Below are 23,993 nucleotides of genomic sequence, written 5' to 3'. Positions count from 1 at the left end.
TTGACGTGCGCATGAATAATCGGTGTCACTGGAAAACGGCATTTCGCCGTACCCGACTGGAGGCCCCGTGGCAGACGAGAGCGATCTCGACAGAACCGAAGCCGCCACTCCGAGACGCCGCGAGAAGGCGCGCGAGGAGGGGCAGGTCGCGCGTTCGCGCGAACTCGCTTCGTTCGCGCTGCTCGCGGCCGGGTTCTACGGCGCGTGGCTGCTCGCGGGTCCGTCGGGCGCGCGTCTGCAGGCGATGCTGCGCGGCGCGTTCGCGTTCGATCGCGCGACCGCGTTCGACACGCACCGGATGCTGTCGGCAGCCGGCACCGCGAGCGCCGAAGGGTTCGCCGCGCTGCTGCCGATCCTCGCCCTCACCGGTCTCGCCGCACTGCTCGCGCCGATGGCGCTCGGCGGCTGGCTGATCTCGCAGAAGACCTTCGAGCTGAAGTTCGACCGCCTGAACCCGATCGCCGGCCTCGGCCGGATGTTCTCGATCCAGGGGCCGATCCAGCTCGGGATGTCGCTCGCGAAGACGCTGGTCGTCGGCGGGATCGGCGGGATCGCGATCTGGCGCAGCAAGGACGAACTGCTCGGCCTCGCGACGCAGCCGCTCGGCTCGGCGCTCGCGGACGCGATGCATCTGGTCGCCGTGTGCTGCGGCACGACGGTCGCCGGGATGCTGGTGGTCGCCGCGCTCGACGTGCCTTTCCAACTCTGGCAGTACAACAAGAAGTTGCGCATGACGAAGGAAGAAGTGAAGCGCGAGCATCGCGAGAACGAAGGCGATCCGCACGTGAAGGGCCGCATCCGCCAGCAGCAGCGCGCGATCGCGCGGCGCCGGATGATGGCCGCCGTGCCGAAGGCCGACGTGGTCGTCACGAACCCGACGCACTTCGCCGTCGCGCTGCAGTACGCGGACGGCGAGATGCGCGCGCCGAAGGTCGTCGCGAAGGGCGTGAATCTCGTCGCCGCGCGCATCCGCGAACTCGCGGCCGAGCACAACGTGCCGCTGCTCGAAGCGCCGCCGCTCGCGCGGGCGCTGTATCACAACGTCGAAATCGAACGCGAGATTCCCGGCTCGCTGTACTCGGCTGTGGCCGAAGTGCTCGCGTGGGTCTACCAGCTGCGGCGCTTCCGCTCGGAAGGCGGCGCGTTCCCGGCCGCGCCGGTCGATCTGAACGTGCCGGTCGAACTCGACAAGGGGTCGTCGGTCTCGGCCGACGACGAGCGCGAAGAAGCCGAAGACACGCTCGGCAAGCAAGGAAACGCGGCATGAGCACCCCGACCACCGGCCTGTTCGCCAAGCGCGCGAACCCGTTCGCGGGCACCAACCTGCGCGCGCTCGCGGGCCCGATCCTCATCTGCATGATCCTGGGGATGATGATCCTGCCGCTGCCGCCGCTGCTGCTGGATCTTCTCTTCACGTTCAACATCGCGCTGTCGGTGATGGTGCTGCTCGTCAGCATGTACACGATGAAGCCGCTCGACTTCGCCGCGTTCCCGAGCGTGCTGCTGTTCTCGACGCTGCTGCGGCTGTCGCTGAACGTCGCGTCGACGCGCGTCGTGCTGCTCGAGGGTCACACCGGCCCCGACGCCGCCGGCCAGGTGATCGAGGCGTTCGGCCACTTCCTCGTCGGCGGCAACTTCGCGGTCGGCATCGTCGTGTTCGTGATCCTGATGATCATCAACTTCATGGTGATCACGAAGGGCGCGGGGCGGATCGCCGAAGTGTCCGCGCGCTTCACGCTCGACGCGATGCCCGGCAAGCAGATGGCGATCGACGCCGACCTGAACGCGGGCCTCATCAACGAGGAGCAGGCGCGCAAGCGGCGCCTCGCCGTGTCGCAGGAAGCCGAGTTCTACGGGTCGATGGACGGCGCGTCGAAGTTCGTGCGCGGCGACGCGATCGCGGGCCTGATCATCATGGCGATCAACGTGATCGGCGGGCTGATCGTCGGGATGGTCCAGCACGACATGTCGTTCGCGGCGGCCGGCACCAACTACACGCTGCTGACGATCGGCGACGGCCTCGTCGCGCAGATCCCGTCGCTCGTGATCTCGACGGCCGCCGGCGTGATCGTGTCGCGGGTCGCGACCGACGAGGACATCGGCACGCAGATCACCGGCCAGCTGTTCACGAACCCGCGCGTGCTGACCATCACCGGCGCGATCATCGTGCTGATGGGGCTGATCCCGGGCATGCCGCACTTCGCGTTCCTGCTGCTCGGCGGCGGCGCGATCTGGCTGGCCCGCACGCAGACGCGCCGCGCGGCGGCCCGCGTGGCGGCCGGCGACGTGACCGAAATCGCGCCGCCCGCAGCGCTGCCGGGCGACAGCCACGAGGCAACCTGGGACGACGTGCAGCTGATCGACCCGCTCGGCCTCGAAGTCGGCTACCGGCTGATTCCGCTCGTCGACAAGAACAGCGACGGCGAGCTGCTCAAGCGCATCAAGAGCATCCGCAAGAAATTCGCGCAGGAGATCGGCTTCCTGCCGCCCGTGATCCACATTCGCGACAACCTCGAGCTGCGGCCGAACGCATACCGGATCGCGCTGAAGGGCGTCGAGATCGGCGCGGGCGAAGTGTTTCCGGGCCAGTGGCTCGCGATCAACCCCGGCCAGGTGACGGCCGCGCTGCCGGGCGCCGCGACGCAGGATCCGGCGTTCGGGCTGCCGGCCGTGTGGATCGACGTCGCGATGCGCGAGCAGGCGCAGGTGTACGGCTACACCGTCGTCGATGCGAGCACGGTCGTCGCGACGCACCTGAACCACCTGGTCGTCCAGCATGCGGCCGAGCTGCTCGGCCGCCAGGAAGTGCAGGCGCTCGTCGAGCGCACCGGCAAGGACGCGCCGTCGCTCGTCGAGGACCTCGTGCCGAAGACGATCTCGCTCACCACGCTGCAGAAGGTGCTGCAGAACCTGCTCGAGGAAGGCGTGCCGATCCGCGACATGCGCACGATCCTCGAGGCCGTGTCCGAACACGCGGGCCGCGGCGACGCGTACGAGATCACCGCCGCGGTGCGGCTCGCGCTCGGCCGCGCGATCACGCAGCAGTGGTATCCGGGCGCGGGCGAGATGCAGGTGATGGGTCTCGATTCGAATCTCGAGCGCGTGCTGTCGCAGGCGCTCGCGACCGGCGCGAACCCGGGCCTCGAGCCCGGCCTCGCACACAACCTTCTGACCGGCACGCAGCAGGCGATGCTGCGTCAACAGAATCTCGGGCTGCCGCCGGTGCTGCTGGTGCAGCACGCGCTGCGCGCGATGCTCGCGCGCTTCCTGCGCCGCAGCCTGCCGCAACTGAAAGTGCTGTCGTATGCCGAAGTGCCGGACACACGCACGATCAAAGTCGTTAACGTCATCGGGGGTTCCGCTTGAACATTCGCAAATTCACCGGCGCGACGAGCCGCGACGCGCTTCGTCTCGTGCGCGAGGCACTGGGCGCCGACGCCGTCGTGCTGTCGAATCGCACGCTCGATGACGGCAGTGTCGAAATCGTCGCACTCGCCGACTCGGATCTCGCCGCCGTCGCGCCGCCGGCCGCCGCGCGGCCGCGCGCCGTGGCGCCGCGTGGCGCGGACTCCGTGCCGGCCGCCGCGGTGCCGGGCATCGTGTCGCGTCCGGGCGCCGCGCTCGCGCGCCCGGCCGTCAATCCGTATGCGGCAGGCGAAGGCGGGCTGCCGGACGTATTCTCGTCGGTGTTCGGCGCGAGCGCCGACAGCGCGCAGGCGGTCTCGGAACCGGCCGCATTCGATACCGACGCAGACGCGCGTACCGATGCCCATGCAGCAGCGCACGCATCGCCATCGTCAGCCGTGCCTGCATCCGCTGCAGCCGCAGCGGCGGCCGCGACGCCGCCGGCAGCAGCCTCCGAACCCGCGCCGTGGCTCGTCGAGCACGCGAAGCGTCTGACGCAGCAGCGCGAAGCGCTGATCGCCCGCGCGCAGGCCGCGCCGGCCGCCCCGCAGGCCCCGGTTCGCGCGCAGCAGGACGCCGCGTCCGCGACGCCGGCCGACTGGGCGCGCGACATCGTGCGCGATGCCGAGCGCCGGCTGCCGTCCGCCGCGACCATCCGCGCGAGCGAAGCGAGCGCCGCGCGGCCGGCCGAGCGCGCGGCCGAACGCACGCGTCTGTCGGCGGAGGCCGCCGCCGCGGTGGCCGACGCGGTGAACGCGCGCATCGAGCGCATCGTCACCGGCACGGTGATGCACGAGCTCGGCGCGATGCGCGGGATGATGGAAGAGCAGTTCGACAGCCTGATGTGGCACGACCGCCAGCGCCGCAGCCCGGTGCACGGCGCGCTGAGCAAGCACCTGTTCTCGGCCGGTTTTTCCGCGCAGCTGGTGCGGATGCTGGTCGACAACCTGCCGTCCGGCGACGACACGCAGACCTTCGAGCAGGCCGCCGAGTGGGCGCAGTCGGTGCTCGCGGCGAACCTGCCGGTGCTCGAAAACGAGGATGCGCTGATGGAGCGCGGCGGCGTGTTCGCGCTGATGGGGCCGACCGGCGTCGGCAAGACGACCACGACCGCGAAGCTCGCCGCGCGCTGCGTGATGCGCTTCGGCGCGAGCAAGGTCGCGCTGCTGACCACCGACAGCTACCGGATCGGCGGCCACGAGCAGTTGCGCATCTTCGGCAAGATCCTCGGCGTGCCGGTGCACGCGGTGAAGGACGCCGGCGATCTCGAGCTCGCGCTGTCCGAGCTGCGCAACAAGCACATCGTGCTGATCGACACGATCGGCATGAGCCAGCGCGACCGCGCGCTGTCCGATCAGATCGCGATGCTGCATGGCGCGAATGCGCCGGTGCAGCGCCTGCTGCTGCTGAACGCGACGAGCCACGGCGACACGCTCAACGAGGTCGTCCAGGCGTACCGCAGCGCGGCCGAGTATCCCGATCTCGCCGGCTGCATCCTGACCAAGCTCGACGAGGCGACCCACCTCGGCGGCGTGCTCGACACGGTGATCCGCTACAAGCTGCCGGTGCATTACGTGTCGACCGGCCAGAAGGTGCCGGAGAACCTGTACGTCGCGTCGACCCGATTCCTGCTGAAAAGCGCGTTCTGTGTGCCGCGCGACGGCTCGCCCTTCGTGCCGCAAGACGAGGACATGCCGACGCTGCTCTCCGCACTGACCGCACGTTCCACCGCCGAGCTGCACGAGGTGCGATTTGGATAAACGGATCATCGACCAGGCCGAAGGGCTGCGGCGCCTGCTGGCCGGGCGCGCGTCGCGCATCGTCGCGGTGACCGGCGGGCCGGCGGGCGTCGGCTGCACGTCGACCGTCGTCAACGTCGCGGCCGCGCTCGCCGCGCTCGGCAAGGACGTGCTCGTCGTCGACGAGCGTGCGGACGTGCAATCGGCCGCGGCGACGCTGGCGGGCGCGTGGCTGCGCGACGGCGAACGCACGCGCGTGGCGGCCGGCTTCGGCCTGTGCGCGGCCGCGCGCCTCGCGCGCGACGGCTACAGCGACACGCAGCTGAGCGACTTCATCGACGGGCAGGCCGACATCGTGCTGGTCGATGCGCAGCTCGGCGCGGACGGCGCATTCTCGGCGCTCGCGCGCGAGGCGCACGACGTGCTGATCGTCACGCGGGTCGCCGCGCAGGCGATCACCGAGGCGTACGCGTGCATGAAGCGGCTGCATTTCGCGCACGCGGTCGCGCAGTTCCGCGTGCTGACCAATCACGTCGGCAGCCACGCGGATGCGAAGACCGCGTTCGACAACCTCGCGGGCGTCGCGAGCCGCTACCTGACGGTGTCGATCGCCGACGCCGGCTGCGTGAGCGCCGATCCGCTCGTCGAACATGCGCGCGACCTGATGCATACCGCGGTCGACGCGTTCCCGTCGTCGTCGGCCGCGCGCGATTACCGGCAGATTGCCGCCGACCTGCTGTACTGGCCGATGCGCCCGAGCTCGGGCGCCGGCCGCGCCGTGCACGCGGGCGGCAAGCCGTCTTACGAGGCGGGTGCGGCGCACGCCGCGTGAGCGCCACCGCAAGGAGAGAGCCATGATGTACAACGCTCAGGGAAAGATGACCCAGGCCGACGTGCTCGCGCAATACGCGCCGCTCGTGCGGCGCCTCGGGCTGCAGCTCGTCGCGAAGATGCCGGCGAGCGTCGATCTCGACGACCTGATCCAGGCCGGCATGATCGGCCTGATGGACGCGGCCGGCCGCTACAAGGAAGACCAGGGCGCGCAGTTCGAGACCTACGCGACGCAGCGCATCCGCGGCGCGATGCTCGACGAGCTGCGCAGCAACGACTGGCTGCCGCGCAGCCTGCGCAAGACGTCGCGCGAGGTCGAGTACGCGGTGCATCAGGTCGAGCAGCAGCTCGGCCGTTCGGCGAGCGAGGCCGAGATCGCCGAACATCTGAAGATGCCGCTCGACGAATATCAGGGGATGCTGCAGGACCTGCACGGCAGCCAGCTCATCTACTACGAGGATTTCGACCGCGCAGCGGACGACGAGCCGTTCCTCGACCGCTATCGCGTCGATCACGCCGATCCGTTGTCGGCGCTGCTCGACGACCACCTGCGCGAGGCGCTCGTCGACGCGATCGACCGGCTGCCCGAGCGCGAGAAGCTGCTGATGTCGCTGTACTACGAGCGCGGGCTGAACCTGCGCGAGATCGGCGCGGTGCTCGAGGTCAGCGAGTCGCGCGTGTGCCAGCTGCACAGCCAGGCAGTCGCGCGCCTGCGTGCGCGGCTGCGCGAACAGGCGTGGGTCGGCGCGGAGAACTGACCCTTTGATCGCCCCCGTCCACGCGCGCCGACGCCGCGCGTGGTGCGCGCGGCGCGCAATTCCCGCGCCGATTTGCTACAATCCCACCCGTTTTCCGAGGAGCGTTGCGACGGACCTTCTGCGTCCGCCAGGCTCGGAGAGCTTCACCAAGCAGCCGTGCGGCGAAATTCGCGCCGGCCCCGCTTCCTGAACGGCGCTCACGTCACCAATTTCTAGAACTTTTTTAGAAAGGAGGGCGTGATGAACGCCATTATCGATTCCAAGGCTTCCAACGATTACGTCGTCGCCGACATGGCGCTTGCCGGCTGGGGCCGCAAGGAACTGAACATCGCCGAGACCGAAATGCCGGGCCTCGTGCAGATCCGCGACGAATACAAGGCGCAGCAGCCGCTGAAGGGCGCGCGCATCGCGGGTTCGCTGCACATGACGATCCAGACCGGCGTGCTGATCGAGACGCTGAAGGCGCTCGGCGCCGACGTCCGCTGGGCGTCGTGCAACATCTTCTCGACGCAGGACCACGCCGCGGCCGCGATCGTCGAAGCCGGCACGCCGGTGTTCGCGTTCAAGGGCGAGTCGCTCGACGAATACTGGGAGTTCTCGCACCGCATCTTCGAATGGCCGAACGGCGAATTCGCGAACATGATCCTGGACGACGGCGGCGACGCAACGCTGCTGCTGATCCTCGGCTCGAAGGCCGAGAAGGACCGTTCGGTGATCGCGAAGCCGACCAACGAGGAAGAAGTCGCGCTGTACAAGTCGATCGCGAAGCACCTCGACATCGACGCGAACTGGTACTCGAAGCGCCTCGCGCACATCAAGGGCGTGACCGAAGAAACCACGACCGGCGTGCACCGCCTGTACCAGATGGAAAAGGACGGCCGCCTGCCGTTCCCGGCGTTCAACGTGAACGACTCGGTCACGAAGTCGAAGTTCGACAACCTGTACGGCTGCCGCGAGTCGCTCGTCGACGGCATCAAGCGCGCGACCGACGTGATGATCGCGGGCAAGGTCGCGGTCGTCGCCGGCTACGGCGACGTGGGCAAGGGCTGCGCGCAGTCGCTGCGCGGCCTGGGCGCGACCGTGTGGGTCACCGAAATCGATCCGATCTGCGCGCTGCAGGCGGCGATGGAAGGCTACCGCGTCGTGACGATGGAATACGCGGCCGACAAGGCCGACATCTTCGTGACGGCGACCGGCAACTACCACGTGATCAACCACGATCACATGAAGGCGATGCGCCACAACGCGATCGTCTGCAACATCGGTCACTTCGACTCGGAAATCGACGTCGCGTCGACCCGCCAGTATCAGTGGGAAAACATCAAGCCGCAGGTCGACCACATCATCTTCCCGGACGGCAAGCGCGTGATCCTGCTGGCCGAAGGCCGCCTCGTGAACCTCGGCTGCGCGACCGGCCACCCGTCGTTCGTGATGTCGAACTCGTTCGCGAACCAGACGCTCGCGCAGATCGAACTCTTCACGCGCGGCGAACAGTACGAGAACAAGGTGTACGTGCTGCCGAAGCATCTCGATGAAAAGGTCGCGCGCCTGCACCTCGCGCGCATCGGCGCGAACCTGTCCGTGCTGTCGGACGAGCAGGCGGCGTACATCGGCGTGCAGAAGGACGGCCCGTTCAAGCCGAACCACTACCGCTACTGATGTGCCGGCGCCGCCGTGCCGCGCATGCCCGCATCGGGCGCGCGGTGCGGCGGCACGGTGCCGGATCGCCGGCCGTCGCGTCGTGCCCGCGGGCATGCGTGGCGGCCGGCGGCGACCGAGCGCATTGACCGACCAGATCGACAACCGAACCGGAGCCCTCCATGAGCGTCATCCTCACCTGGGTCATCAACGCCCTCGCGCTGCTGATCATCACGTACCTCGTGCCGTCGATCCACATCAAGAGCTTCGGCACCGCGCTGATCATCGCGGTCGTGCTCGGCCTGATCAACACGGTGATCCGTCCGGTGCTGATCCTGCTGACGCTGCCCGTCACGATCGTCACGCTCGGGGTGTTCATCCTCGTCGTGAACGCGCTGTGTTTCTGGTTCGCGTCGTCGCTGCTGAAGGGTTTCGAGGTGTCGGGTTTCTGGTCCGCGTTCTTCGGTTCGATCCTGTACAGCATCGTGTCGTGGCTGCTGTCGGCACTGATCTTCGGGCAGCGCGACATCGGCTGACGGCCGGGCCCACTCTTGCGAATCATGAAACCGATCGAACTTTCGTTTGAATTCTTCCCGCCGAAGACGGCGGACGGCGTCGAGAAGCTGCGGGCCACGCGCGCGCAGCTGCTGCCGCTGAAGCCGAAATTCGTCTCCGTGACGTTCGGCGCCGGCGGCTCGACGCAGCAGGGCACGCTCGATACCGTGCTCGACATGCAGAAGGACGGCCTCGAGGCCGCACCGCACCTGTCGTGCATCGGCTCGTCGCGCGACAGCCTGCGCGCGATCCTCGACCAGTACCGCTCGCACGGCATCCGGCACATCGTCGCGCTGCGCGGCGACCTGCCGTCGGGGATGGGCGAGGTCGGCGAGCTGCGCTATGCGTCCGAGCTCGTCAGCTTCATCCGCGCGCAGCATGGCGACTGGTTCCACATCGAAGTCGCCGGCTATCCGGAGTACCACCCGCAATCGCGTTCGCCGAAGGCCGATCTCGAGAACTTCGCGCGCAAGGTGAAAGCCGGCGCGAATTCCGCGATCACGCAGTACTTCTTCAACGCGGACGCGTATTTCCGCTTCGTCGACGATGTGCGCAAGCTCGGCGTGGACGTGCCGATCGTGCCGGGCATCATGCCGATCACGAACTTCTCGCAGCTGATGCGCTTCTCCGACATGTGCGGTGCGGAAGTGCCGCGCTGGGTCGCGCGCCGGCTCGAGAGCTTCGGCGACGATCGCGACGCGATCCGCGCGTTCGGTGCGGACGTCGTCACGAGCCTGTGCCAGCGCCTGATCGACGCGGGCGTGCCGGGGCTGCATTTCTATACGCTGAACGCGGCGTCCGCGACGCGGACCATCTGCGAACGGCTGTCGATGTAAGCGCCGTCACGCGGTTGCATCCGTGAAAGCCCCGCCGGCGATGAGCCGGCGGGTTTTTTTTTCGCTGCGGGCTGTGGGCGGCGGCCCGCGGGCACGTGCTTCAGCGCTGCGCCTGCATCAGCGGCGGGCGCCGGTCGAACCACGGCCGCGCGCGTTCGAGCTGGCGCGCGAGCTTCAGCAGCAGCGCATCGTCGGCGTGCCGCGCGACGAACTGCACGCCGATCGGCAGCCCGCGCGCGTTCCAGTAGAGCGGCACCGACATCGCCGGCTGGCCCGTCAGGTTGAACAGCTCGGTGCAGCCGGCCCATGCGAATGCCTTCTCCGACGATTTCGCGAGCATTTCGCGCAGCAGCGGCTTCACCGGCAGCGCGCCGAGCAATTTCATCTGCGCGGCTTCGAGTGCGGTCGGCTGCAGCTCGCCGATCTTCACTGGCGGCCCCGCGAGCGTCGCGCACAGGATCGCGTCGTAGCGCGACACGAGGCCCGCGACCTGCACGGTGAGCTGGCGCTGCCATTCGAGCACGTCCGCGAGCCGCGCGCGCGCGACACGCCGGCCGACTACCGCCATCGCCCACGTGGCCGGCTCGAATTCGGCCCGCTTCGGCGTGCGTCCGGTCAGCGCGCGCGCGCCGAGCACCATCTCCTCGGCAATCGTCGCCCACAGCGTGAGAAAGGTTTCGGCCGCGCGCGCATGGTCGATGTGCAGCGTCGCCGGTTCGACGTGATGGCCGAGCGATTCGACGAGCGCGGCCGCATCGTCGAGCGCCAGGCGCGTGTCGTCGTCGAGCGCCGGCGCGAGCATCGGGTCGGTGACGAGGCCGATCCGCAGCGGCCCCGGCGGCGCGTCGAGCTCGCCGAGAAAGGTGCCGGGCGCGCCGGGCGGCAGCGTCTGGCCGGTCGTCACGTCGAGCAGCAGCGCGCTGTCGCGCACGCTGCGCGACACCGCGTGCTGGACCACCAGCTCGCCGTTCGACGGCAGGTCGACCAGCACCGGATTGCGGCTCGGCTTCAGCCCGAACAGCCCGCAGCACGACGCGGGAATGCGGATCGAGCCGCCGCCGTCCGACGCATGCGCGAGCGGCACGATGCCGGCCGCGACGGCCGCGGCCGCGCCGCCGCTCGATCCGCCGGGCGTGTGGTCGAGATTCCACGGATTGCGGCACGCGCCGAACAGTTCGGGTTCGGTGTACGGCATCTGGCCGATTTCCGACGTGTTGGTCTTGCCGAACACGTTGAGGCCGGCCGCGCGGCTGCGGGCGATCACCGGCGAGTCGTCGGCGGGGACGAAGTAGCGGTAGTGCCGGCTGCCCATCGACAGCGGCAGCCCGGCCACCGCCGCGCCGAGATCCTTGACGAGATACGGGACGCCCGCGAACGGCGCGTCGGGGGCCGCGCCGTCGGCCGATTCGGTGCGCTTGCGCGCGGCGTCGTAGTCCTGCAGCACGATCGCGTTGATCGCGCCGTTCACCGCTTCGGCCTGCCCGATCGCGGCGTCGAGCAGTTCGCGCGGGCTTGCCTTGCGCTCGCGCACGAGGGCGGCGAGCCCGATCGCGTCGTGCGCGAGATAGTCCGAGTGCATCGCGGTCACCCCCGTTGTGACTCGTGGCGATGATGGCAGGATAACGCGGGCCCGGCGCGCCGGGCCCGCTGCCGGCCGCCGTTACAGGTGCTCGGCGAGGAACGTCAGCGTGCGGCCGTGCGCGAGTGCCGACGCGCGCTGGTTGTACGACGCGCGGTCCGCGCAGTTGAAGCCGTGCTCGGCGCCCGGATACACGTGGAACGCCGCGTTGCCGCGACCCGCGAACGCGCCCTTCACCTGCTCGACCGCGTCGAGCGGAATGGCATGATCGTTCTCCGCGTAGTGGAACAGGATCGGCTGCGTGACCTTGCCGGCGAGGTCGAGCGCGTTCTGGATCCCGCCGCCGTAATACGCGACCGCCGCGTCGACGTGGCCGGCCACCGCTGCACGATACGCGAGCTGGCCGCCGAAGCAGTAGCCGATCGCCGCGACCTTGCCGGCGACTTCCGGACGGCCGCGCAGGACGCCGGCGGCCGCGCCGATGTCCGCGACCGCGAGGCCGATGTCGGTCTTCTTCATCAGCTCGATGCCCTTGTCGCGATCGGCGCCTTCGTAGGTCAGCTCGACGCGCGGCTGCGTGCGCCAGAACACGTCCGGCGCGAGCGCGACGAAGCCGTCGGCCGCGTACTGGTCGGCGACCGCGCGGATGTGCGAGTTCACGCCGAAGATCTCCTGGAGGATGATCACGGCGGGGCCCTTGCCGCGCCTGGGCAGCGCGAGATAGCCGCCGAAGCTGTCGTTACCGGTCGGGATGTCGATCCATTGGGCAGTCACGTTTGAACTCCTGGCGAACGGGCGCGCGTGCTGCGCGCCGCGGATGGGAAAAGAGGCGGCCTAGTGTGCCACCAATCCCGCGGCGCTGCAGTGCGTGCAACGCGCGCGAGCGCCGCGTGCACGGCGCGCCGGACCCGCTTCTCGTGCAGCGATCGTTTCGATCTCGATTATTCATTTTTCGGCGGCGCGCCGCTTCGATAGAGTCGATGTGTCGGCCTTTACAAAGCGCTTTCGCTCATCGTCATCGAAGGATTCGCCATGTCCGCCCGTTCGTTATCCACTCCATTCTCCGAACGCTTCGGCCTGCGCCTGCCGCTCGTGCAGGCGCCGATGGTCGGCGCGAGCACGGCCGCGATGGCCGCGGCCGCGTCCAATGCCGGCGCGCTCGGCAGCCTCGGCGCCGGCGCGTTCACGCCGGACCGTCTCGAAACCGAAGTCGCCGCGATTCGTGCGGCCACCGCACGCCCGTTCGCCGTCAACCTGTTCGTGTTGCCCGATGACGCCGCGCCGGACGCGGCGACCGTCGCACGCGCGCTCGCGGCGATCGATCCGCTGAACGCGGCGCTCGGGCTGCCGCCCGGCACCGCGCCGGCGCGCTACGCGCCCGACTTCCGCGCGCAGCTCGATGCGCTCGTCGCGCTGCGCGTGCCGGTCGCGAGCTTCACGTTCGGCGTGCTCGACGCGGCCGACGTCGCGCGGCTGAAGGCTGCCGGCACGTACGTGATCGGCACCGCGACGCATGTCGCGGAAGGGCTCGCGTGGCAGGCGGCCGGCGCCGATGCGCTGTCCGCGCAGGGCGCCGAAGCCGGCGGCCACCGCGGCACCTTCATCGGCGCGGTCGACGATGCGCTGATCGGCACGCTCGCGCTGGTGCCGCAGCTCGTCGACGCGACCGGCCTGCCGGTGCTCGCCGCGGGCGGCATCATGGACGGCCGCGGGATGGCCGCCGCGCTCGCGCTCGGCGCGCAGGCCGCGCAACTCGGCACTGCGTTCCTCCCGTGCGCGGAAAGCGCGATCGCGCCGGACTGGAAGGCACGCCTTCTTGCGAGCACCGATACGTCGACGCAGGTCACGCGCGCGATCACCGGGCGTCATGCGCGCGGCCTGCGCAACACGCTGATGGCGCGGCTCGGCGAACGCGTGGCCGATGCCGCGCCGTATCCGGTACAGAACGCGCTGACCCAGCCGCTGCGCCAGGCCGCCGCGCGCGCGAACGACGGCGACTACCTGTCGCTGTGGGCCGGCCAGGGCGCGCCGCTCGCCCGGCGGCGCGATGCCGCGCTGACCACGTCGCAACTCGTCGACGCGCTCGACGCCGAATGGCGCGCGGCAGCGGCCTGAACGGCGCGCATCCGGGCCCGAAACGCGCGTGCTGTCACGCGCGTTTCATTCAATGATCCCGCGCACAAAATACCGAATCGAAATGACACGGGAATGCTTTAAATCCACCTTTCGGCCGGGCCGTCCGTAATTAGCGGAAACCCTTATCCGGCGGGGCTTGCAGCGATATTCGAGGAGTCGTTCCAAAGCACGCGCATCGGTAGTGTTACCACTACCCCAAAAAAGTCCCACAAATTAATTTGATCACCTACACTTGCGCGCAAGTACGGGCGGGCGGCTGCTAAAAGCGGCCGTTTCCCCACGTGCTTGAGGCCAAGTGCATGAACGATGCAACCGGCGAATCGTCCAGTGAATGCAAACACAGGGATGGCAGCGGGGCACCGGGCGATGGCGTTTATTGGGACCGAAACTGGAGACTTACATGAATATCAAGATGCAAAAGCTGTTGCCGATCACCGCCGCAGCGATGCTGTGTGCTGCAGCTGCAAGCAACGCGTCCGCCGATCAAGTCGTCAAGATCGGCCACGTCGCGCCGTTGACGGGCGGCATTGCACACCTGGGCAAGGACAACGAAAACGGTGCACGTCTCGCAGTCGAGGAGATCAACGCCAAGGGTCTCACGATCGGCGGCCAGAAAATCACGCTGCAACTGGACCCGCAGGATGACGCGGCCGACCCGCGCCAGGCGACGCAGGTCGCGCAGAAGCTCGTCGACGACAAGGTCGTCGCGGTGGTCGGCCACCTGAACTCGGGCACGTCGATCCCGGCATCGAAGATCTACAGCGATGCGGGCATCGTGCAGATCTCGCCGTCGGCGACCAACCCGGCTTACACGCAGCAAGGCTTCAAGACCACGTATCGCGTGGTCGCGACCGATGCGCAGCAGGGTCCGGCACTCGCCGACTACGCGCATTCGAAGGGCATCAAGAGCGTCGCGGTGGTCGACGACTCGACCGCTTACGGCCAGGGTCTCGCGAACGAGTTCGAGAAGAAGGCGAAGGCGCTCGGCCTGAAGGTGATGTCGCACGACGCGACCAACGACAAGGCGGTCGACTTCCGCGCGATTCTGACCAAGATCAAGGGTGAAAACCCGGACGCGATCATGTACGGCGGCATGGACGCCACAGGTGGCCCGTTCGCGAAACAGGCGAAGCAGCTCGGCCTGCGCGCGAAGATCTTCGCGGGCGACGGCGTGTGCACGGAGAAGCTGGCCGACCTGGCCGGCGACGCGACCGACAACATCGTGTGCTCGGAAGCCGGTGCTTCGCTCGAGAAGATGCCGGGCGGCGCAGCGTTCAAGGCGAAGTACGAGAAGCGCTTCGGCCAGCCGATCCAGATCTACGCACCGTTCACGTATGACGCCGTGTACATCATCGCCGACGCGATGAAGCGCGCGAACTCGACGGACCCGGCGAAGATCCTCGCGGCGATGCCGGCGACGAAGTACACGGGCGTGATCGGCACGACGACCTTCGACTCGAAGGGCGACCTGCAGCACGGCGTGATTTCGCTGTACAACTACAAGAGCGGCAAGAAGACGCTGCTCGACGAAGTGAAGATGTAAGCTGACAAGCGGTCGACAGAAGGGGTGAAGGCGCGCCCGCGGCAACGCGGGCGCGCCTTTCTTTTTGCGCGACGCGACGCGGCAGCGGACGGCGCGCGCCGCCGCGCGGTCGGATCTTCAGATGCGCGAGTAGCTTCGGCGCGACGGCCGACAGGCGCGCGGGGCGGCACCGCGCGGCGTGCGCCGCCGCCCCGTCAGATCTTCAGATGCGCGAGCACCTTCGGCGCGACGGCCGCGACGAGCGCCGCGCACAGCGCGACGACCGACAGCCCGACCGTCAGGTTCGCGGTTTGCGCGACGCCGCCGATCACGACCGGACCGAACAGCAGTCCGAAATACGCGAGCCCGGCCACGTGCGCGAGGCCTTCGGCCGCATGAATGCCCTTCACGCGCGCGGCGGCGGCGAACAGCACGGGCATCATGTTCGCGAGGCCGAGGCCCATCAGCGTGAAACCCGTGAGCACGGCGATCGCATTCGGCAACAGCAGCGCGCCGACCATCCCGGCGCAGGCAAGCGACGCGCTCGCGAACACGAGCTGCGGCGCGCCGAAGCGGGCGCGCACAGCGTCGCCCGCGAAGCGCGCGATCGCCATGCCGCCGGAGAACGCCGCATACGCGGCGCTCGCGAGCGCGGGGCTCGCCGCGACGACGTCGCGCATGTAGACCGTCGCCCAGTCGTACATCGCGCCTTCGGCGATCAACGCGACCAGCGCGATGCCGCCGAGCATCCACAGCGCGGCCGAGCGCCAGCGATTGCCGCCGCCGTGCGCGTGCTCGTGGTGCGGGACGTGCGGCAGCACGGCCGGGCTCGCGGCCAGCAGCACGGCCGCGTTGAGCGCGGCCGCGAGCGCGAGATGCACGGCCGGCGCCATGCCGGCCGACAGCAGCGCGCCGCCGGCGGCCGCGCCCGACATCCCGCCGATGCTGAACATCCCGTGCAGCGACGACATGATCGGCTTGCCGAGCGCGAGCTCGACCGCGCTTGCTTCGGCGTTCATCGCGACGTCGAGCGTCGCCATCGAGAAGCCGAACAGCGCGAGCACGACGAGCAGCATCCAGTAGTCGGGCACGACGAGGATCAGCGCCGCGCACGCGGACATCACGAGCCCGCCGGCGAGGCACGCGGTGCGCGAGCCGACCCGCGCGATCCAGCGCGCGATCGTCAGCATCGCGGCGATCGAGCCGCCCGCGACCGCGAACAGCGCGATCGACAGCAGCCCGGGGCTCAGCGCGAACTTGTCGCGCACGGTGGGCACGTGCACGCCCCACGACGCGTACATCATGCCGGCGACGAAGAACAGCGCCATCGTGGCCGTGCGGGCGCGCTGGCGGACCGGCAGCGCAAGCACGCGATGCGCGTCGGGCGCTGCCGTGAAGTCGGGCGAGGATCGGGACGAGGATTCGGACACGGAAGGCTCTTCAATGAAAAATGCGCGGGGCGCGCCGCGCCCGTCGGATTCGTCCGATTCTATCGAACCGCTTACGGTCTTGCCGGCGCGCTGGCCGTCCGGCCGACCCTGCGCGGCGGATCGCGCGTGCGCGGCCCGCATCGGCCATCCGGCCAGTGCCCAGCGTACCGCTGCCGCGAGTAACATCGATGCGCAGGCGGCATGCCCGAAACCTCTGCAGGGCGCGCTTGCGCCGCCGCCGACACGACCGCAGGAGTGACCTTGAACATCGATCCCGACCTTCCGCTGCATCTGCTGCACCGCTGCGCGCTCGGCACGCTCGCGACGCATGCGCGCGACCCGCAAGGCTTTCCGTATCCGACGGTCGTGCCGTTCGCCCCCGATGCGGCGCATCGGCCGGTGATCCTCGTGAGCGGCCTCGCCGAACACACGCGCAACCTCGCCGCCGATCCGCGCGCGGGCTTCCTCGTCGTCGATGCGCCGGACGGCGACGTGCTGAATGCCGAGCGCGCGACGCTGCTCGGCCGCTTCGTGCCGCTCGGCGACGATCCGCATGTCGCCGCCCGCTATACGCGCTACGAGCCGGATGCCGCGCGCTATCTCGCGCTCGGCGATTTCGCGTTCTGGGCGCTCGACGTCGAGCGGCTGCGCTATATCGGCGGGTTCGGCCGGATGGGCTGGGTCGACGGCACGGCGCTCGATGCGCTGCCGCCGCTCGGGTTCGACGACGAACAGGCGTTGTGGGCGGCGTATGACGCGAGCGATGCGCGCCGCGACGGGCTCGAACTGCTCGGCGTCGACCGCCACGGCGCCGACTGGCGCTGCGACGGCCGCCGCGTGCGCACGCCGTTCGGCGCTGTGGCGGGCGACATCGGCGCGCTGCGCGAGCGATTGATGGCATCTGCGCGGGATGTGGCGTGACGTCGCGGCGGCCATCGCGTGTTTAGCGCGATATGGCCGCGTGATTTTCCCGAACTTGTCGCGGGATGAAAGCTTCGATTTTCCGGATGCAGGGTAATTGCGTATGTTGATAGACCGAATACCGGATCGGTAATGTCCTAATCTCTATGCAACCGCGTAAAAATTTGAGAAAAGGCCGTGGCCGGTCAAAATGACATGCGTGAATTACAATTGGTCTCGGGATTTTCATGAATCCCGGCTTCTATCAAATCTTTTTTGTGCTAATCTCTGCCTTCGAAAATCCGAGGCACAAATATTTCATGAATGGCGAGCTGGCTGTAGACCGGTGCCATTGATCATATCGAAAGGGAAACTATGTCTTCTTACAAGGACCTGCTGGCCCAGCGGGAGAAGCTGGAGAAGCAAATCGAAGAAGCGAAGTCGCGCGAATACGCCGAAGTGCTGAATGACGTGAAGCAGAAAATTGCCGACTACGGCTTTTCGCTCGCCGAACTCGGCCTCAGCCGCGCGAAGGCAGGCAAGGTCGGTCGCCCGCGCGCAGGCGTGGCCGCCAAGTACCGCGATCCGGAAACGGGCGCGACGTGGTCCGGCCGTGGCAAGCCGCCGCGCTGGATCGCCGGCAAGAACCGCGAACAGTTTGCGATTTAAACGATCGTTTAAGTCGTTGCCTCAAAAAGAGCCGCGTATCCATGCAGGAACGCGGCTTTTTGCATTGTGGTAACGGAATGTATGCGCGTTGTCATGGAAATGTCAGAATCGGTGCGTGAATGAAAATGCGACCCGTTCGCATAAGCGGTTGATTTAAATGGAAAATTTTGGGTTATCGGAATGCCCGGCGGGCCGCGTTTGATAGAATTCCGTATCCCAACCGATATCTCGTATTTCATGTCCACGTTCTCTGCCGACGCGCAAAGCGCGGATAAGCACGCGGTCGCACGCAAGAGCACGCTCGTCAGTATCGTGCTGAATGTCGTGCTGGCGACGTTTCAGATCGCCGTCGGCGTGGTTGCGCATTCGCAGGCATTGATTGCCGATGGCGTCCATTCGATTTCCGATTTGATCTCGGATTTTGTCGTACTGGTTGCCAATCGCCATAGTGGTGCATCGCCCGATGCCGATCACAATTACGGACACAGCCGCTACGAGACGGTCGCGTCGCTGTTTCTCGGCGCAATCCTGATCGCGGTCGGCATCGGCATGCTCTGGCGCGCCGGCGACCGGCTCGTCAATCTCGAAAACATTCCGGCCGTCCATTTCTCCGCGTTGATCGTCGCGCTGACCGTGCTCGTGTCGAAAGAGGGGCTGTTCCGCTACATGCTGCGCGAGGCGCGGCGCGTGCGTTCGGCGATGCTCGTCGCGAATGCGTGGCATGCGCGCTCGGACGCCGCGTCGTCGCTCGTCGTCGCGATCGGCATCGTCGGCAGCCTGGCCGGCGTGCGGCTGCTCGATCCGATCGCCGCCGCGATCGTCGGCTTCATGGTCGCGCGCATGGGCTGGACGTTCGGCTATGACGCGCTGCAGGACCTGTCGGATCGCGCGCTCGACGCCACCGCGTCCGCCGAAATCCGCGCGCTGCTCGCCGCGACGCCGGGCGTGCGCGACGTGCACGACCTGCGCACGCGCAAGATGGGCGATGCGGCGCTCGTCGACGCGCACATCCTCGTCGATCCGATGATCTCGGTATCCGAAGGGCACTACATCGCGGAAACCGCGCGTGCGCGCGTGCTGGACGATCCGCGCGTGCTCGACGCGCTGATCCACGTCGACCCGGAGAACGACGCCGCGCGCCGTCCGGCGCTCGCGCTGCCGCCGCGCGACGAGATCGCGGCGCGGCTCGAGGCCGCGCTCGCGCAGCGCGGACTGCATCCGGCCGCGATCAACCTGCATTACCTGAGCACGGGGCTCGAGATCGACGTGACGCTCGACGCCGGCGCAGGCGACAGCGACGCGGCGCTGGCCAGCCGGCTCGATGTCGACACGCTGAAGCGCCAGTTTGGCGCGCGCCGGATCGGTTTCACGCGCGGGCTGCCCGCGCAGGCGTGAGCACGCGCGGCGGGCGAACGCGGCGCGTGCGCTACAGCGGCAGTTGCGTGTCGAACTTGATTTCGCGCAGCACGACGCTCGTGCGCACCTGCGACACGGCCGGGATCTTGAAGATCCGTTCGTGCAGGAACACGTCGTAGGCCTTGATGTCGGGCGCGACGATCTTGAGGATGTAATCGGCTTCGCCGGTCGTGCTGTAGCACTCGGTGACTTCCGGGCAGGTCGCGATCTCGCGTTCGAACTGCTCGACCCCGCCTTCGTTGTGACGGGTCAGGTGCACGTGCGCGAGCGCGCACACGTGCAGGCCGAGCTTCTCGCGATCGAGCAGCGCGGTGTAGCGCTGGATCACGCCGGACTGTTCCATGTCCTTGATGCGCCGCCAGCACGGCGTGCTCGACAGCCCGACCTGGTCGGAGATTTCCTGCACGGAACGGCGCGCGTCGAGCTGCAACAGGCGAAGGATTTTTTGCGAAAAGGAATCGAGCGTCACCTGCGCCTCCATGCGGCAGCTACAACACGCTGAATGTTAGAGGGCCGCGAAAGGAAAGGCAATCTGGCAGCGTGCCGGTGAGCGAGATTCGCTAATTTGCGCGCGGATCCGTGGGGTTTTGTCCCGCGCCCGCCTGTTCGGACCGGTCGGTGTCGGATACCGCGAGGCCCGCGAGCGCCGCCTGCTGACGGCGCAGGTCGGCGAGCATGTTGCAGAACAGCGCGCCTTGCTCGATCGCATCGTCGAGCGCGACGTGCGTGTGCGGATGATCGTCGAACCAGTGCTTCGGAAAGCGCGGCTTGATCGCCTTGCGGTACGGCAGGCCCGTCATCGCGAACGCGAGCGTCTTGATGTCGAGCGCCGACCACGAGAACGGGCAGCGGCCCGCGAAGCGCATCATGTACCAGAACATGAACGTGAAATCGAAGCCGGCCGGCATCGCGACGAACACCGGCTTGCCGGGCAGCGCCTCGACCCACTCGACGTACGCGACGAGCGCCGCGTCGGGCGCCTGCAGGTCGCGCCGGCACGCGGCCCAAGCGTCCGGTTCCGTCTTCCACCACGCTTCCTGCACCGGATGGGCGCTGGCGCCGGGCAGCGTTTCGAGGTTCGCCGAGAACGTCGCGATCAGCTGCTTGTCCTCGGTATAGGCGGCCGACGCGAAGCTCAGCATCGAGTGCGGGCCGGGAATCGGGCCGTCGGCCTCGACGTCGGTGCTGACGTAGATTTCGGGGATCGCGGTCTGGTTCATCCGAACACCTTGTCCGACACGAACGGGTTCGTGCGGCGCTCGTCGCCGAAGGTCGACACCGGGCCGTGGCCGGGCACGAACGTGACGTCGTCGCCGAGCGGCCACAGCTTCTCCTTGATCGAACGCACGAGGTCCGCGTGGTTGCCGCGCGGGAAATCGGTGCGGCCGATCGAGCCGGCGAACAGCACGTCGCCGACGATCGCGACGCGGTGCGCGCGGCTGAAGAACACCACGTGGCCGGGCGTATGGCCCGGGCAGTGGTAGACCTCCAGCGTCTCGTCGCCGAACCGCACGGTGTCGCCGTCGTTCAGCCAGTGGTCCGGCTCGAACGTCTCGGCGGCCGGAAAGCCGAAGCGCTGGCTCTGCATCGGCAGCTGCTCGATCCAGAAACGCTCGTCTTCCTGCGGCCCGACGATCGGCACGCCGTAGTGCGTCGCGAGCGCCTTCGCGCCCGCGCAGTGATCGACGTGGCCGTGCGTGAGCAGCACCTTGTCGACCTGCACGTTCTGCCGCGCGATTTCCTGTTCGATCCGTTCGATGTCGCCGCCCGGATCGACGACGGCGGCGCGGCCGGTCTTTTCGCAGACGAGCAGCGAGCAGTTCTGCTGGAACGGCGTGACCGGGATGAGCGTGACTTTCATGGAAGCACCGGCGGCTAAAAGGATCGATTGTACCGGTCGCGCGCACGCGCTGCCGCCCTTGCGATGCAGTGCGCGGCGGGCGTCTGCGGGCAATCCCGGAGCATCCCGATTGTTACCGCCATAGAGAGAATCAATGGTCCGCCGCGGCCCCTTTTCGAGACAACGTTTTGATTTATGTATAATGCCGCCCATTGCGCGTGAATTTCACGCAATTCGCTGGTGTTTCGGCCCCGTTAAAGGAGGGGCATCGAAAACACCGTCAAGCATCGGCCGCCGGGGAGTCCGGCGGTGTATCCAGCACCGAGCGTTCGGTGCTCACGTCTTGTCCGGCCGGGTGCTGCGCGCCCGCCTGCGGCCTTGCTGCCGCGCCGCCGGATGAGGCCTGTGCCGCCGTTCCTGTGCGTTGGCTGTACGCGACGCGCGCGAACGTGAGAGCCATGTTCGATGGCGGCATGTGGGGTCTGGTCAGGCTGCCGGGGACAGGTTGCGCCAGACGTGAAAACTAATCAGGACGGTTGCGGCAGAAACGAAAGCCGCGCCCATGCTAGCCGCCTGCTCGCATCCGAGCGGGGCGTGCACGCATTTGCCGTCCGGGCCGCGTATCTGCGTTGTTCAGCAGCGTTGTATCGGTGCGGCCCGAACCAGAAGGCGACACGTCGATGAATTTTCGATTTCCGACTCGATTCGGGACCATTGCATTATTTTTTGCGCTCACGGGCTGTGCGGTGCCATCCAGCCAGACCACCGGCAGCATCGGACAGAAGAGCGCGGTCAACAAGACGGCCGCTGCCGCGAAAGCGGACGACGACAAGCAGCAACTGACTTTCGATTCCGCGCTGGCATCGATGCCGGCTGCCGACAGCAAGGACGCGAACAAGGCGTCGCTCGCGGATGCCGAGCCGATCGAAGGCTCGGATGTATCCGACTTCCGCCAGACCGGCCGGGCGTCGTGGTACGGCAAGGGCTTCCACGGCCGCCGCACCGCCAACGGCGAGCGCTTCAACATGAACGCGCTGACCGCCGCGCACCGCACGCTGCCGCTGTCGTCGTACATCAAGGTGACGAATGCGTCGACCGGCAAGTGGGTCGTCGTGAAGGTCAACGATCGCGGGCCGTACAAGCGCGGCCGCGTGCTCGACCTGTCGTATGCGGCCGCGAAGATGATCGGCCTCGTGCATGCCGGCACCGGCCGCGTGAAGATCGAAGGGCTGTCGCCGCAGGAAGCGCGCGAGGCCCGCGACGAGATGTTCGCGTCGCTGTCGTCGAAGTAACGCGGCGGTTCGTTCCGCACGATGCAAAAGGGCTGCCTTCGGGCAGCCCTTTTTCGTTTCCGCTCGCCGGGCGGCGGTGCCGCCCGGACTCGCCCGTCAGCCTTCCTTCAGCGCGAGCGCGCGCGCATACAGCGCGTTGCGCGACGCGCCCGTCAGCGCGGCCGCGAGCTTCGCCGCGCTCTTCACCGGCACTTCTTCCAGCAGCAGCTTGAGCAGCGCGTCGTGCGCGGTGTCGTCGGCTTCGCCGCTGTCGGCCGGCGCGCCTTCGACCACCAGCACGAATTCGCCGCGCTGCCGGTTCGCGTCGCCGTCGAGCCAGGTCTGTCCTTCGGCCAGGGTGCCCTGGAACAGCTGCTCGTGTAGTTTGGTGAGCTCGCGCGCGATCAGCAGCCGGCGCGCGGGGCCGAATGCGTCGGCCAGTGCGGTGACGGTTTCGGCGATCCGGTGCGGCGCTTCGTAGAACACCAGCGCGTACGGGTGCTGCACGAGCGCCTGCAGCGCGCTCGCGCGCTGCTTCGCCTTCGGCGGCAGGAAGCCCGCGAACGTGAACGCGCCGACCCAGTCGCCGGCCACGCTCAGCGCGGTGACCGCTGCGCTCGCGCCCGGCAGCGGCACCACCGCGAAGCCGGCCGCGCGCACCGCGTCGACGAGCCGTGCGCCCGGGTCCGAAATCCCCGGCGTGCCGGCGTCCGACACGTATGCGACGCGTTCGCCGGCGCGCAGCAGCTCGATCACGCGCAGCGCGGCTTCGCGTTCGTTGTGCTCGTGCACGGCGACGAGCGGTTTCGAGATCCCGTAGCGGGCCAGCAGCTGGCCCGTGTTGCGGGTGTCTTCGGCCGCGATGCGGTCGGCGAGGCCGAGCACGTGCAGCGCGCGCAGCGTGATGTCGGCGGTGTTGCCGATCGGCGTCGCGACCACGTAGAGCGCGGCGTCCGGGTAGTGCTGCGTTTGCGCGAGTTCGAGGAGGGCAGTCATGGCAGGCAATGCGCGCAAGGGCGGCGCAGGCGGAACAAGGACGGCATTGTGCCACGCGGCGGCGACCGCGCCCGGCGGCGGGCGGGGTTTGGCGCGCGGCGGCAACTTTTCCGGCACCGCGCGATCCAGATCGGTGGGCGCGACGTTCGAACAGCGCGCGCGGCAGTTCCTGGAGCGCCGCGGGCTCGCGTTCGTCGCGGCGAATGTGACGATGCGCGGCGGCGAGCTCGATCTCGTGATGCGCGCGCCCGACGGCACGCTCGTGTTCGTCGAGGTCCGCGCGCGGCGCAGCACGCGGCACGGCGGCGCGGCCGCGAGCGTCGGCTGGCGCAAGCGCCGGCGCGTGGTCGCGGCCGCGCTGCATTTCTGGGCGCGGCACGGCGCGGGCGCCGCGTGCCGTTTCGACGTCGTCGCGTTCGAGGCCGGCCGGCTCGAATGGCTGTGCGATGCGTTTCGTGCCGACGACGCGTAG

The 23,993-nt window shown here is 68.3% G+C and carries 22 protein-coding genes and 1 riboswitch; of the genes, 15 read left to right on the top strand and 7 right to left on the bottom strand.

Annotated features, from left to right (window positions below; all coding sequences use genetic code 11):
• Nucleotides 1-67: 67 nt before the first annotated feature.
• From flhB to metF, 8 genes are all read left to right on the top strand, one after another.
• On the top strand, nt 68-1,267 hold the full coding sequence (gene flhB / locus Q3A80_RS28290) for a flagellar biosynthesis protein FlhB (RefSeq protein WP_446332109.1): 1,200 nt from the start codon (nt 68-70) through the stop codon (nt 1,265-1,267).
• A complete protein-coding gene (flhA, locus tag Q3A80_RS28285) occupies nt 1,264-3,366 on the top strand; it encodes a flagellar biosynthesis protein FlhA (RefSeq protein ID WP_446332108.1) in 2,103 nt (700 codons plus the stop codon). Before flhB ends, flhA begins: the two co-directional genes overlap by 4 nt.
• Nucleotides 3,363-5,165: a flagellar biosynthesis protein FlhF gene (gene flhF, locus Q3A80_RS28280; RefSeq protein WP_446332107.1), complete on the top strand. Its 1,803-nt coding sequence runs from the start codon at nt 3,363-3,365 to the stop codon at nt 5,163-5,165. Before flhA ends, flhF begins: the two co-directional genes overlap by 4 nt.
• Nucleotides 5,158-5,976, top strand: coding sequence for a MinD/ParA family ATP-binding protein (locus Q3A80_RS28275; RefSeq protein ID WP_446332106.1), 819 nt, complete (start codon nt 5,158-5,160; stop codon nt 5,974-5,976). Before flhF ends, Q3A80_RS28275 begins: the two co-directional genes overlap by 8 nt.
• A 22-nt stretch (nt 5,977-5,998) precedes the next feature.
• A complete protein-coding gene (locus tag Q3A80_RS28270; RefSeq protein ID WP_446332105.1) occupies nt 5,999-6,733 on the top strand; it encodes an RNA polymerase sigma factor FliA in 735 nt (244 codons plus the stop codon).
• A 90-nt stretch (nt 6,734-6,823) separates the two neighbouring features.
• A riboswitch (S-adenosyl-L-homocysteine riboswitch) is annotated at nt 6,824-6,939 on the top strand.
• Between the two features lie 34 nt (nt 6,940-6,973).
• A complete protein-coding gene (ahcY, locus tag Q3A80_RS28265) occupies nt 6,974-8,392 on the top strand; it encodes an adenosylhomocysteinase (RefSeq protein WP_446332104.1) in 1,419 nt (472 codons plus the stop codon).
• A gap of 161 nt (nt 8,393-8,553) precedes the next feature.
• Nucleotides 8,554-8,907, top strand: a complete 354-nt coding sequence (locus tag Q3A80_RS28260) for a phage holin family protein (protein ID WP_006477367.1) — start codon at nt 8,554-8,556, stop codon at nt 8,905-8,907.
• A gap of 24 nt (nt 8,908-8,931) precedes the next feature.
• Nucleotides 8,932-9,762 (top strand): methylenetetrahydrofolate reductase [NAD(P)H], encoded by an 831-nt coding sequence (gene metF / locus Q3A80_RS28255; RefSeq protein WP_446332103.1) that lies wholly within the window; start codon nt 8,932-8,934, stop codon nt 9,760-9,762.
• Between the two features lie 100 nt (nt 9,763-9,862).
• On the opposite strand, the gene Q3A80_RS28250 is transcribed toward metF, so the two are convergent.
• Both Q3A80_RS28250 and Q3A80_RS28245 read right to left on the bottom strand, forming a co-directional pair.
• On the bottom strand, nt 9,863-11,341 hold the full coding sequence (locus Q3A80_RS28250; RefSeq protein ID WP_446332111.1) for an amidase: 1,479 nt from the start codon (nt 11,339-11,341) through the stop codon (nt 9,863-9,865).
• An 81-nt stretch (nt 11,342-11,422) separates the two neighbouring features.
• The gene (locus Q3A80_RS28245; protein ID WP_446332102.1) at nt 11,423-12,115 is read right to left on the bottom strand and encodes a dienelactone hydrolase family protein; all 693 of its coding nucleotides are present in this window, start codon (nt 12,113-12,115) and stop codon (nt 11,423-11,425) included.
• A gap of 258 nt (nt 12,116-12,373) precedes the next feature.
• Between Q3A80_RS28245 and Q3A80_RS28240 the strand changes: the two genes are divergently transcribed.
• Entirely contained in the window at nt 12,374-13,456 is a 1,083-nt protein-coding gene (locus Q3A80_RS28240) for an NAD(P)H-dependent flavin oxidoreductase (RefSeq protein ID WP_446332101.1), read from the top strand.
• A gap of 421 nt (nt 13,457-13,877) precedes the next feature.
• Nucleotides 13,878-15,020: a branched-chain amino acid ABC transporter substrate-binding protein gene (locus tag Q3A80_RS28235; RefSeq protein ID WP_040142930.1), complete on the top strand. Its 1,143-nt coding sequence runs from the start codon at nt 13,878-13,880 to the stop codon at nt 15,018-15,020.
• A 194-nt stretch (nt 15,021-15,214) separates the two neighbouring features.
• Here the strand turns inward: Q3A80_RS28235 and Q3A80_RS28230 are convergent, their stop codons facing one another.
• Complete coding sequence (locus tag Q3A80_RS28230; protein WP_446332100.1) at nt 15,215-16,429, bottom strand: MFS transporter; 1,215 nt, start codon at nt 16,427-16,429, stop codon at nt 15,215-15,217.
• 261 nt (nt 16,430-16,690) lie between these two features.
• Here Q3A80_RS28230 and Q3A80_RS28225 point away from each other — a divergent pair, with 261 nt between their 5' ends.
• The 3 genes from Q3A80_RS28225 to Q3A80_RS28215 all read left to right on the top strand — a co-directional run bounded on the left by Q3A80_RS28225 (nt 16,691) and on the right by Q3A80_RS28215 (nt 19,393).
• A complete protein-coding gene (locus Q3A80_RS28225; RefSeq protein ID WP_446332099.1) occupies nt 16,691-17,350 on the top strand; it encodes a HugZ family pyridoxamine 5'-phosphate oxidase in 660 nt (219 codons plus the stop codon).
• Nucleotides 17,351-17,704: 354 nt separating this feature from the next.
• A complete protein-coding gene (locus Q3A80_RS28220) occupies nt 17,705-17,998 on the top strand; it encodes an H-NS histone family protein (RefSeq protein WP_006491875.1) in 294 nt (97 codons plus the stop codon).
• 237 nt (nt 17,999-18,235) lie between these two features.
• The gene (locus tag Q3A80_RS28215) at nt 18,236-19,393 is read left to right on the top strand and encodes a cation diffusion facilitator family transporter (protein ID WP_446332098.1); all 1,158 of its coding nucleotides are present in this window, start codon (nt 18,236-18,238) and stop codon (nt 19,391-19,393) included.
• A gap of 31 nt (nt 19,394-19,424) precedes the next feature.
• Here the strand turns inward: Q3A80_RS28215 and Q3A80_RS28210 are convergent, their stop codons facing one another.
• The 3 genes from Q3A80_RS28210 to Q3A80_RS28200 form a co-directional block, all read right to left on the bottom strand.
• Nucleotides 19,425-19,895, bottom strand: coding sequence for an Lrp/AsnC family transcriptional regulator (locus Q3A80_RS28210; RefSeq protein ID WP_006477376.1), 471 nt, complete (start codon nt 19,893-19,895; stop codon nt 19,425-19,427).
• Nucleotides 19,896-19,974: 79 nt separating this feature from the next.
• The gene (locus tag Q3A80_RS28205) at nt 19,975-20,634 is read right to left on the bottom strand and encodes an exonuclease (RefSeq protein ID WP_446332097.1); all 660 of its coding nucleotides are present in this window, start codon (nt 20,632-20,634) and stop codon (nt 19,975-19,977) included.
• The gene (locus Q3A80_RS28200) at nt 20,631-21,275 is read right to left on the bottom strand and encodes an MBL fold metallo-hydrolase (RefSeq protein ID WP_446332096.1); all 645 of its coding nucleotides are present in this window, start codon (nt 21,273-21,275) and stop codon (nt 20,631-20,633) included. The genes Q3A80_RS28205 and Q3A80_RS28200 overlap by 4 nt, the downstream gene beginning before the upstream one ends.
• A 659-nt stretch (nt 21,276-21,934) precedes the next feature.
• On the opposite strand from Q3A80_RS28200, the gene Q3A80_RS28195 reads away from it, so the two are divergent.
• On the top strand, nt 21,935-22,546 hold the full coding sequence (locus Q3A80_RS28195; RefSeq protein WP_446332095.1) for a septal ring lytic transglycosylase RlpA family protein: 612 nt from the start codon (nt 21,935-21,937) through the stop codon (nt 22,544-22,546).
• A 96-nt stretch (nt 22,547-22,642) separates the two neighbouring features.
• Here the strand turns inward: Q3A80_RS28195 and rsmI are convergent, their stop codons facing one another.
• Entirely contained in the window at nt 22,643-23,521 is an 879-nt protein-coding gene (rsmI, locus tag Q3A80_RS28190) for a 16S rRNA (cytidine(1402)-2'-O)-methyltransferase (protein WP_446332094.1), read from the bottom strand.
• A 46-nt stretch (nt 23,522-23,567) separates the two neighbouring features.
• On the opposite strand from rsmI, the gene Q3A80_RS28185 reads away from it, so the two are divergent.
• Complete coding sequence (locus tag Q3A80_RS28185; protein ID WP_446332110.1) at nt 23,568-23,993, top strand: YraN family protein; 426 nt, start codon at nt 23,568-23,570, stop codon at nt 23,991-23,993.

The organism is Burkholderia sp. SR8 (genome assembly GCF_052851275.1).
This window is presented reverse-complemented; position numbering and strand designations above follow the sequence as displayed.

Excerpts from the sequence above, each read along its gene's own strand:
- rsmI (WP_446332094.1), bottom strand. The coding sequence starts at position 23,521 with ATGACTGCCCTCCTCGAACTCGCGCAAACGCAGCACTACCCGGACGCC.
- Q3A80_RS28235 (WP_040142930.1), top strand. The coding sequence starts at position 13,878 with ATGAATATCAAGATGCAAAAGCTGTTGCCGATCACCGCCGCAGCGATG.
- Q3A80_RS28195 (WP_446332095.1), top strand. The coding sequence starts at position 21,935 with ATGAATTTTCGATTTCCGACTCGATTCGGGACCATTGCATTATTTTTT.
- ahcY (WP_446332104.1), top strand. The coding sequence starts at position 6,974 with ATGAACGCCATTATCGATTCCAAGGCTTCCAACGATTACGTCGTCGCC.
- Q3A80_RS28260 (WP_006477367.1), top strand. The coding sequence starts at position 8,554 with ATGAGCGTCATCCTCACCTGGGTCATCAACGCCCTCGCGCTGCTGATC.
- Q3A80_RS28240 (WP_446332101.1), top strand. The coding sequence starts at position 12,374 with ATGTCCGCCCGTTCGTTATCCACTCCATTCTCCGAACGCTTCGGCCTG.
- Q3A80_RS28205 (WP_446332097.1), bottom strand. The coding sequence starts at position 20,634 with ATGAACCAGACCGCGATCCCCGAAATCTACGTCAGCACCGACGTCGAG.
- Q3A80_RS28220 (WP_006491875.1), top strand. The coding sequence starts at position 17,705 with ATGTCTTCTTACAAGGACCTGCTGGCCCAGCGGGAGAAGCTGGAGAAG.
- Q3A80_RS28215 (WP_446332098.1), top strand. The coding sequence starts at position 18,236 with ATGTCCACGTTCTCTGCCGACGCGCAAAGCGCGGATAAGCACGCGGTC.
- metF (WP_446332103.1), top strand. The coding sequence starts at position 8,932 with ATGAAACCGATCGAACTTTCGTTTGAATTCTTCCCGCCGAAGACGGCG.
- Q3A80_RS28200 (WP_446332096.1), bottom strand. The coding sequence starts at position 21,275 with ATGAAAGTCACGCTCATCCCGGTCACGCCGTTCCAGCAGAACTGCTCG.
- flhA (WP_446332108.1), top strand. The coding sequence starts at position 1,264 with ATGAGCACCCCGACCACCGGCCTGTTCGCCAAGCGCGCGAACCCGTTC.
- Q3A80_RS28210 (WP_006477376.1), bottom strand. The coding sequence starts at position 19,895 with ATGGAGGCGCAGGTGACGCTCGATTCCTTTTCGCAAAAAATCCTTCGC.
- Q3A80_RS28250 (WP_446332111.1), bottom strand. The coding sequence starts at position 11,341 with ATGCACTCGGACTATCTCGCGCACGACGCGATCGGGCTCGCCGCCCTC.
- Q3A80_RS28270 (WP_446332105.1), top strand. The coding sequence starts at position 5,999 with ATGATGTACAACGCTCAGGGAAAGATGACCCAGGCCGACGTGCTCGCG.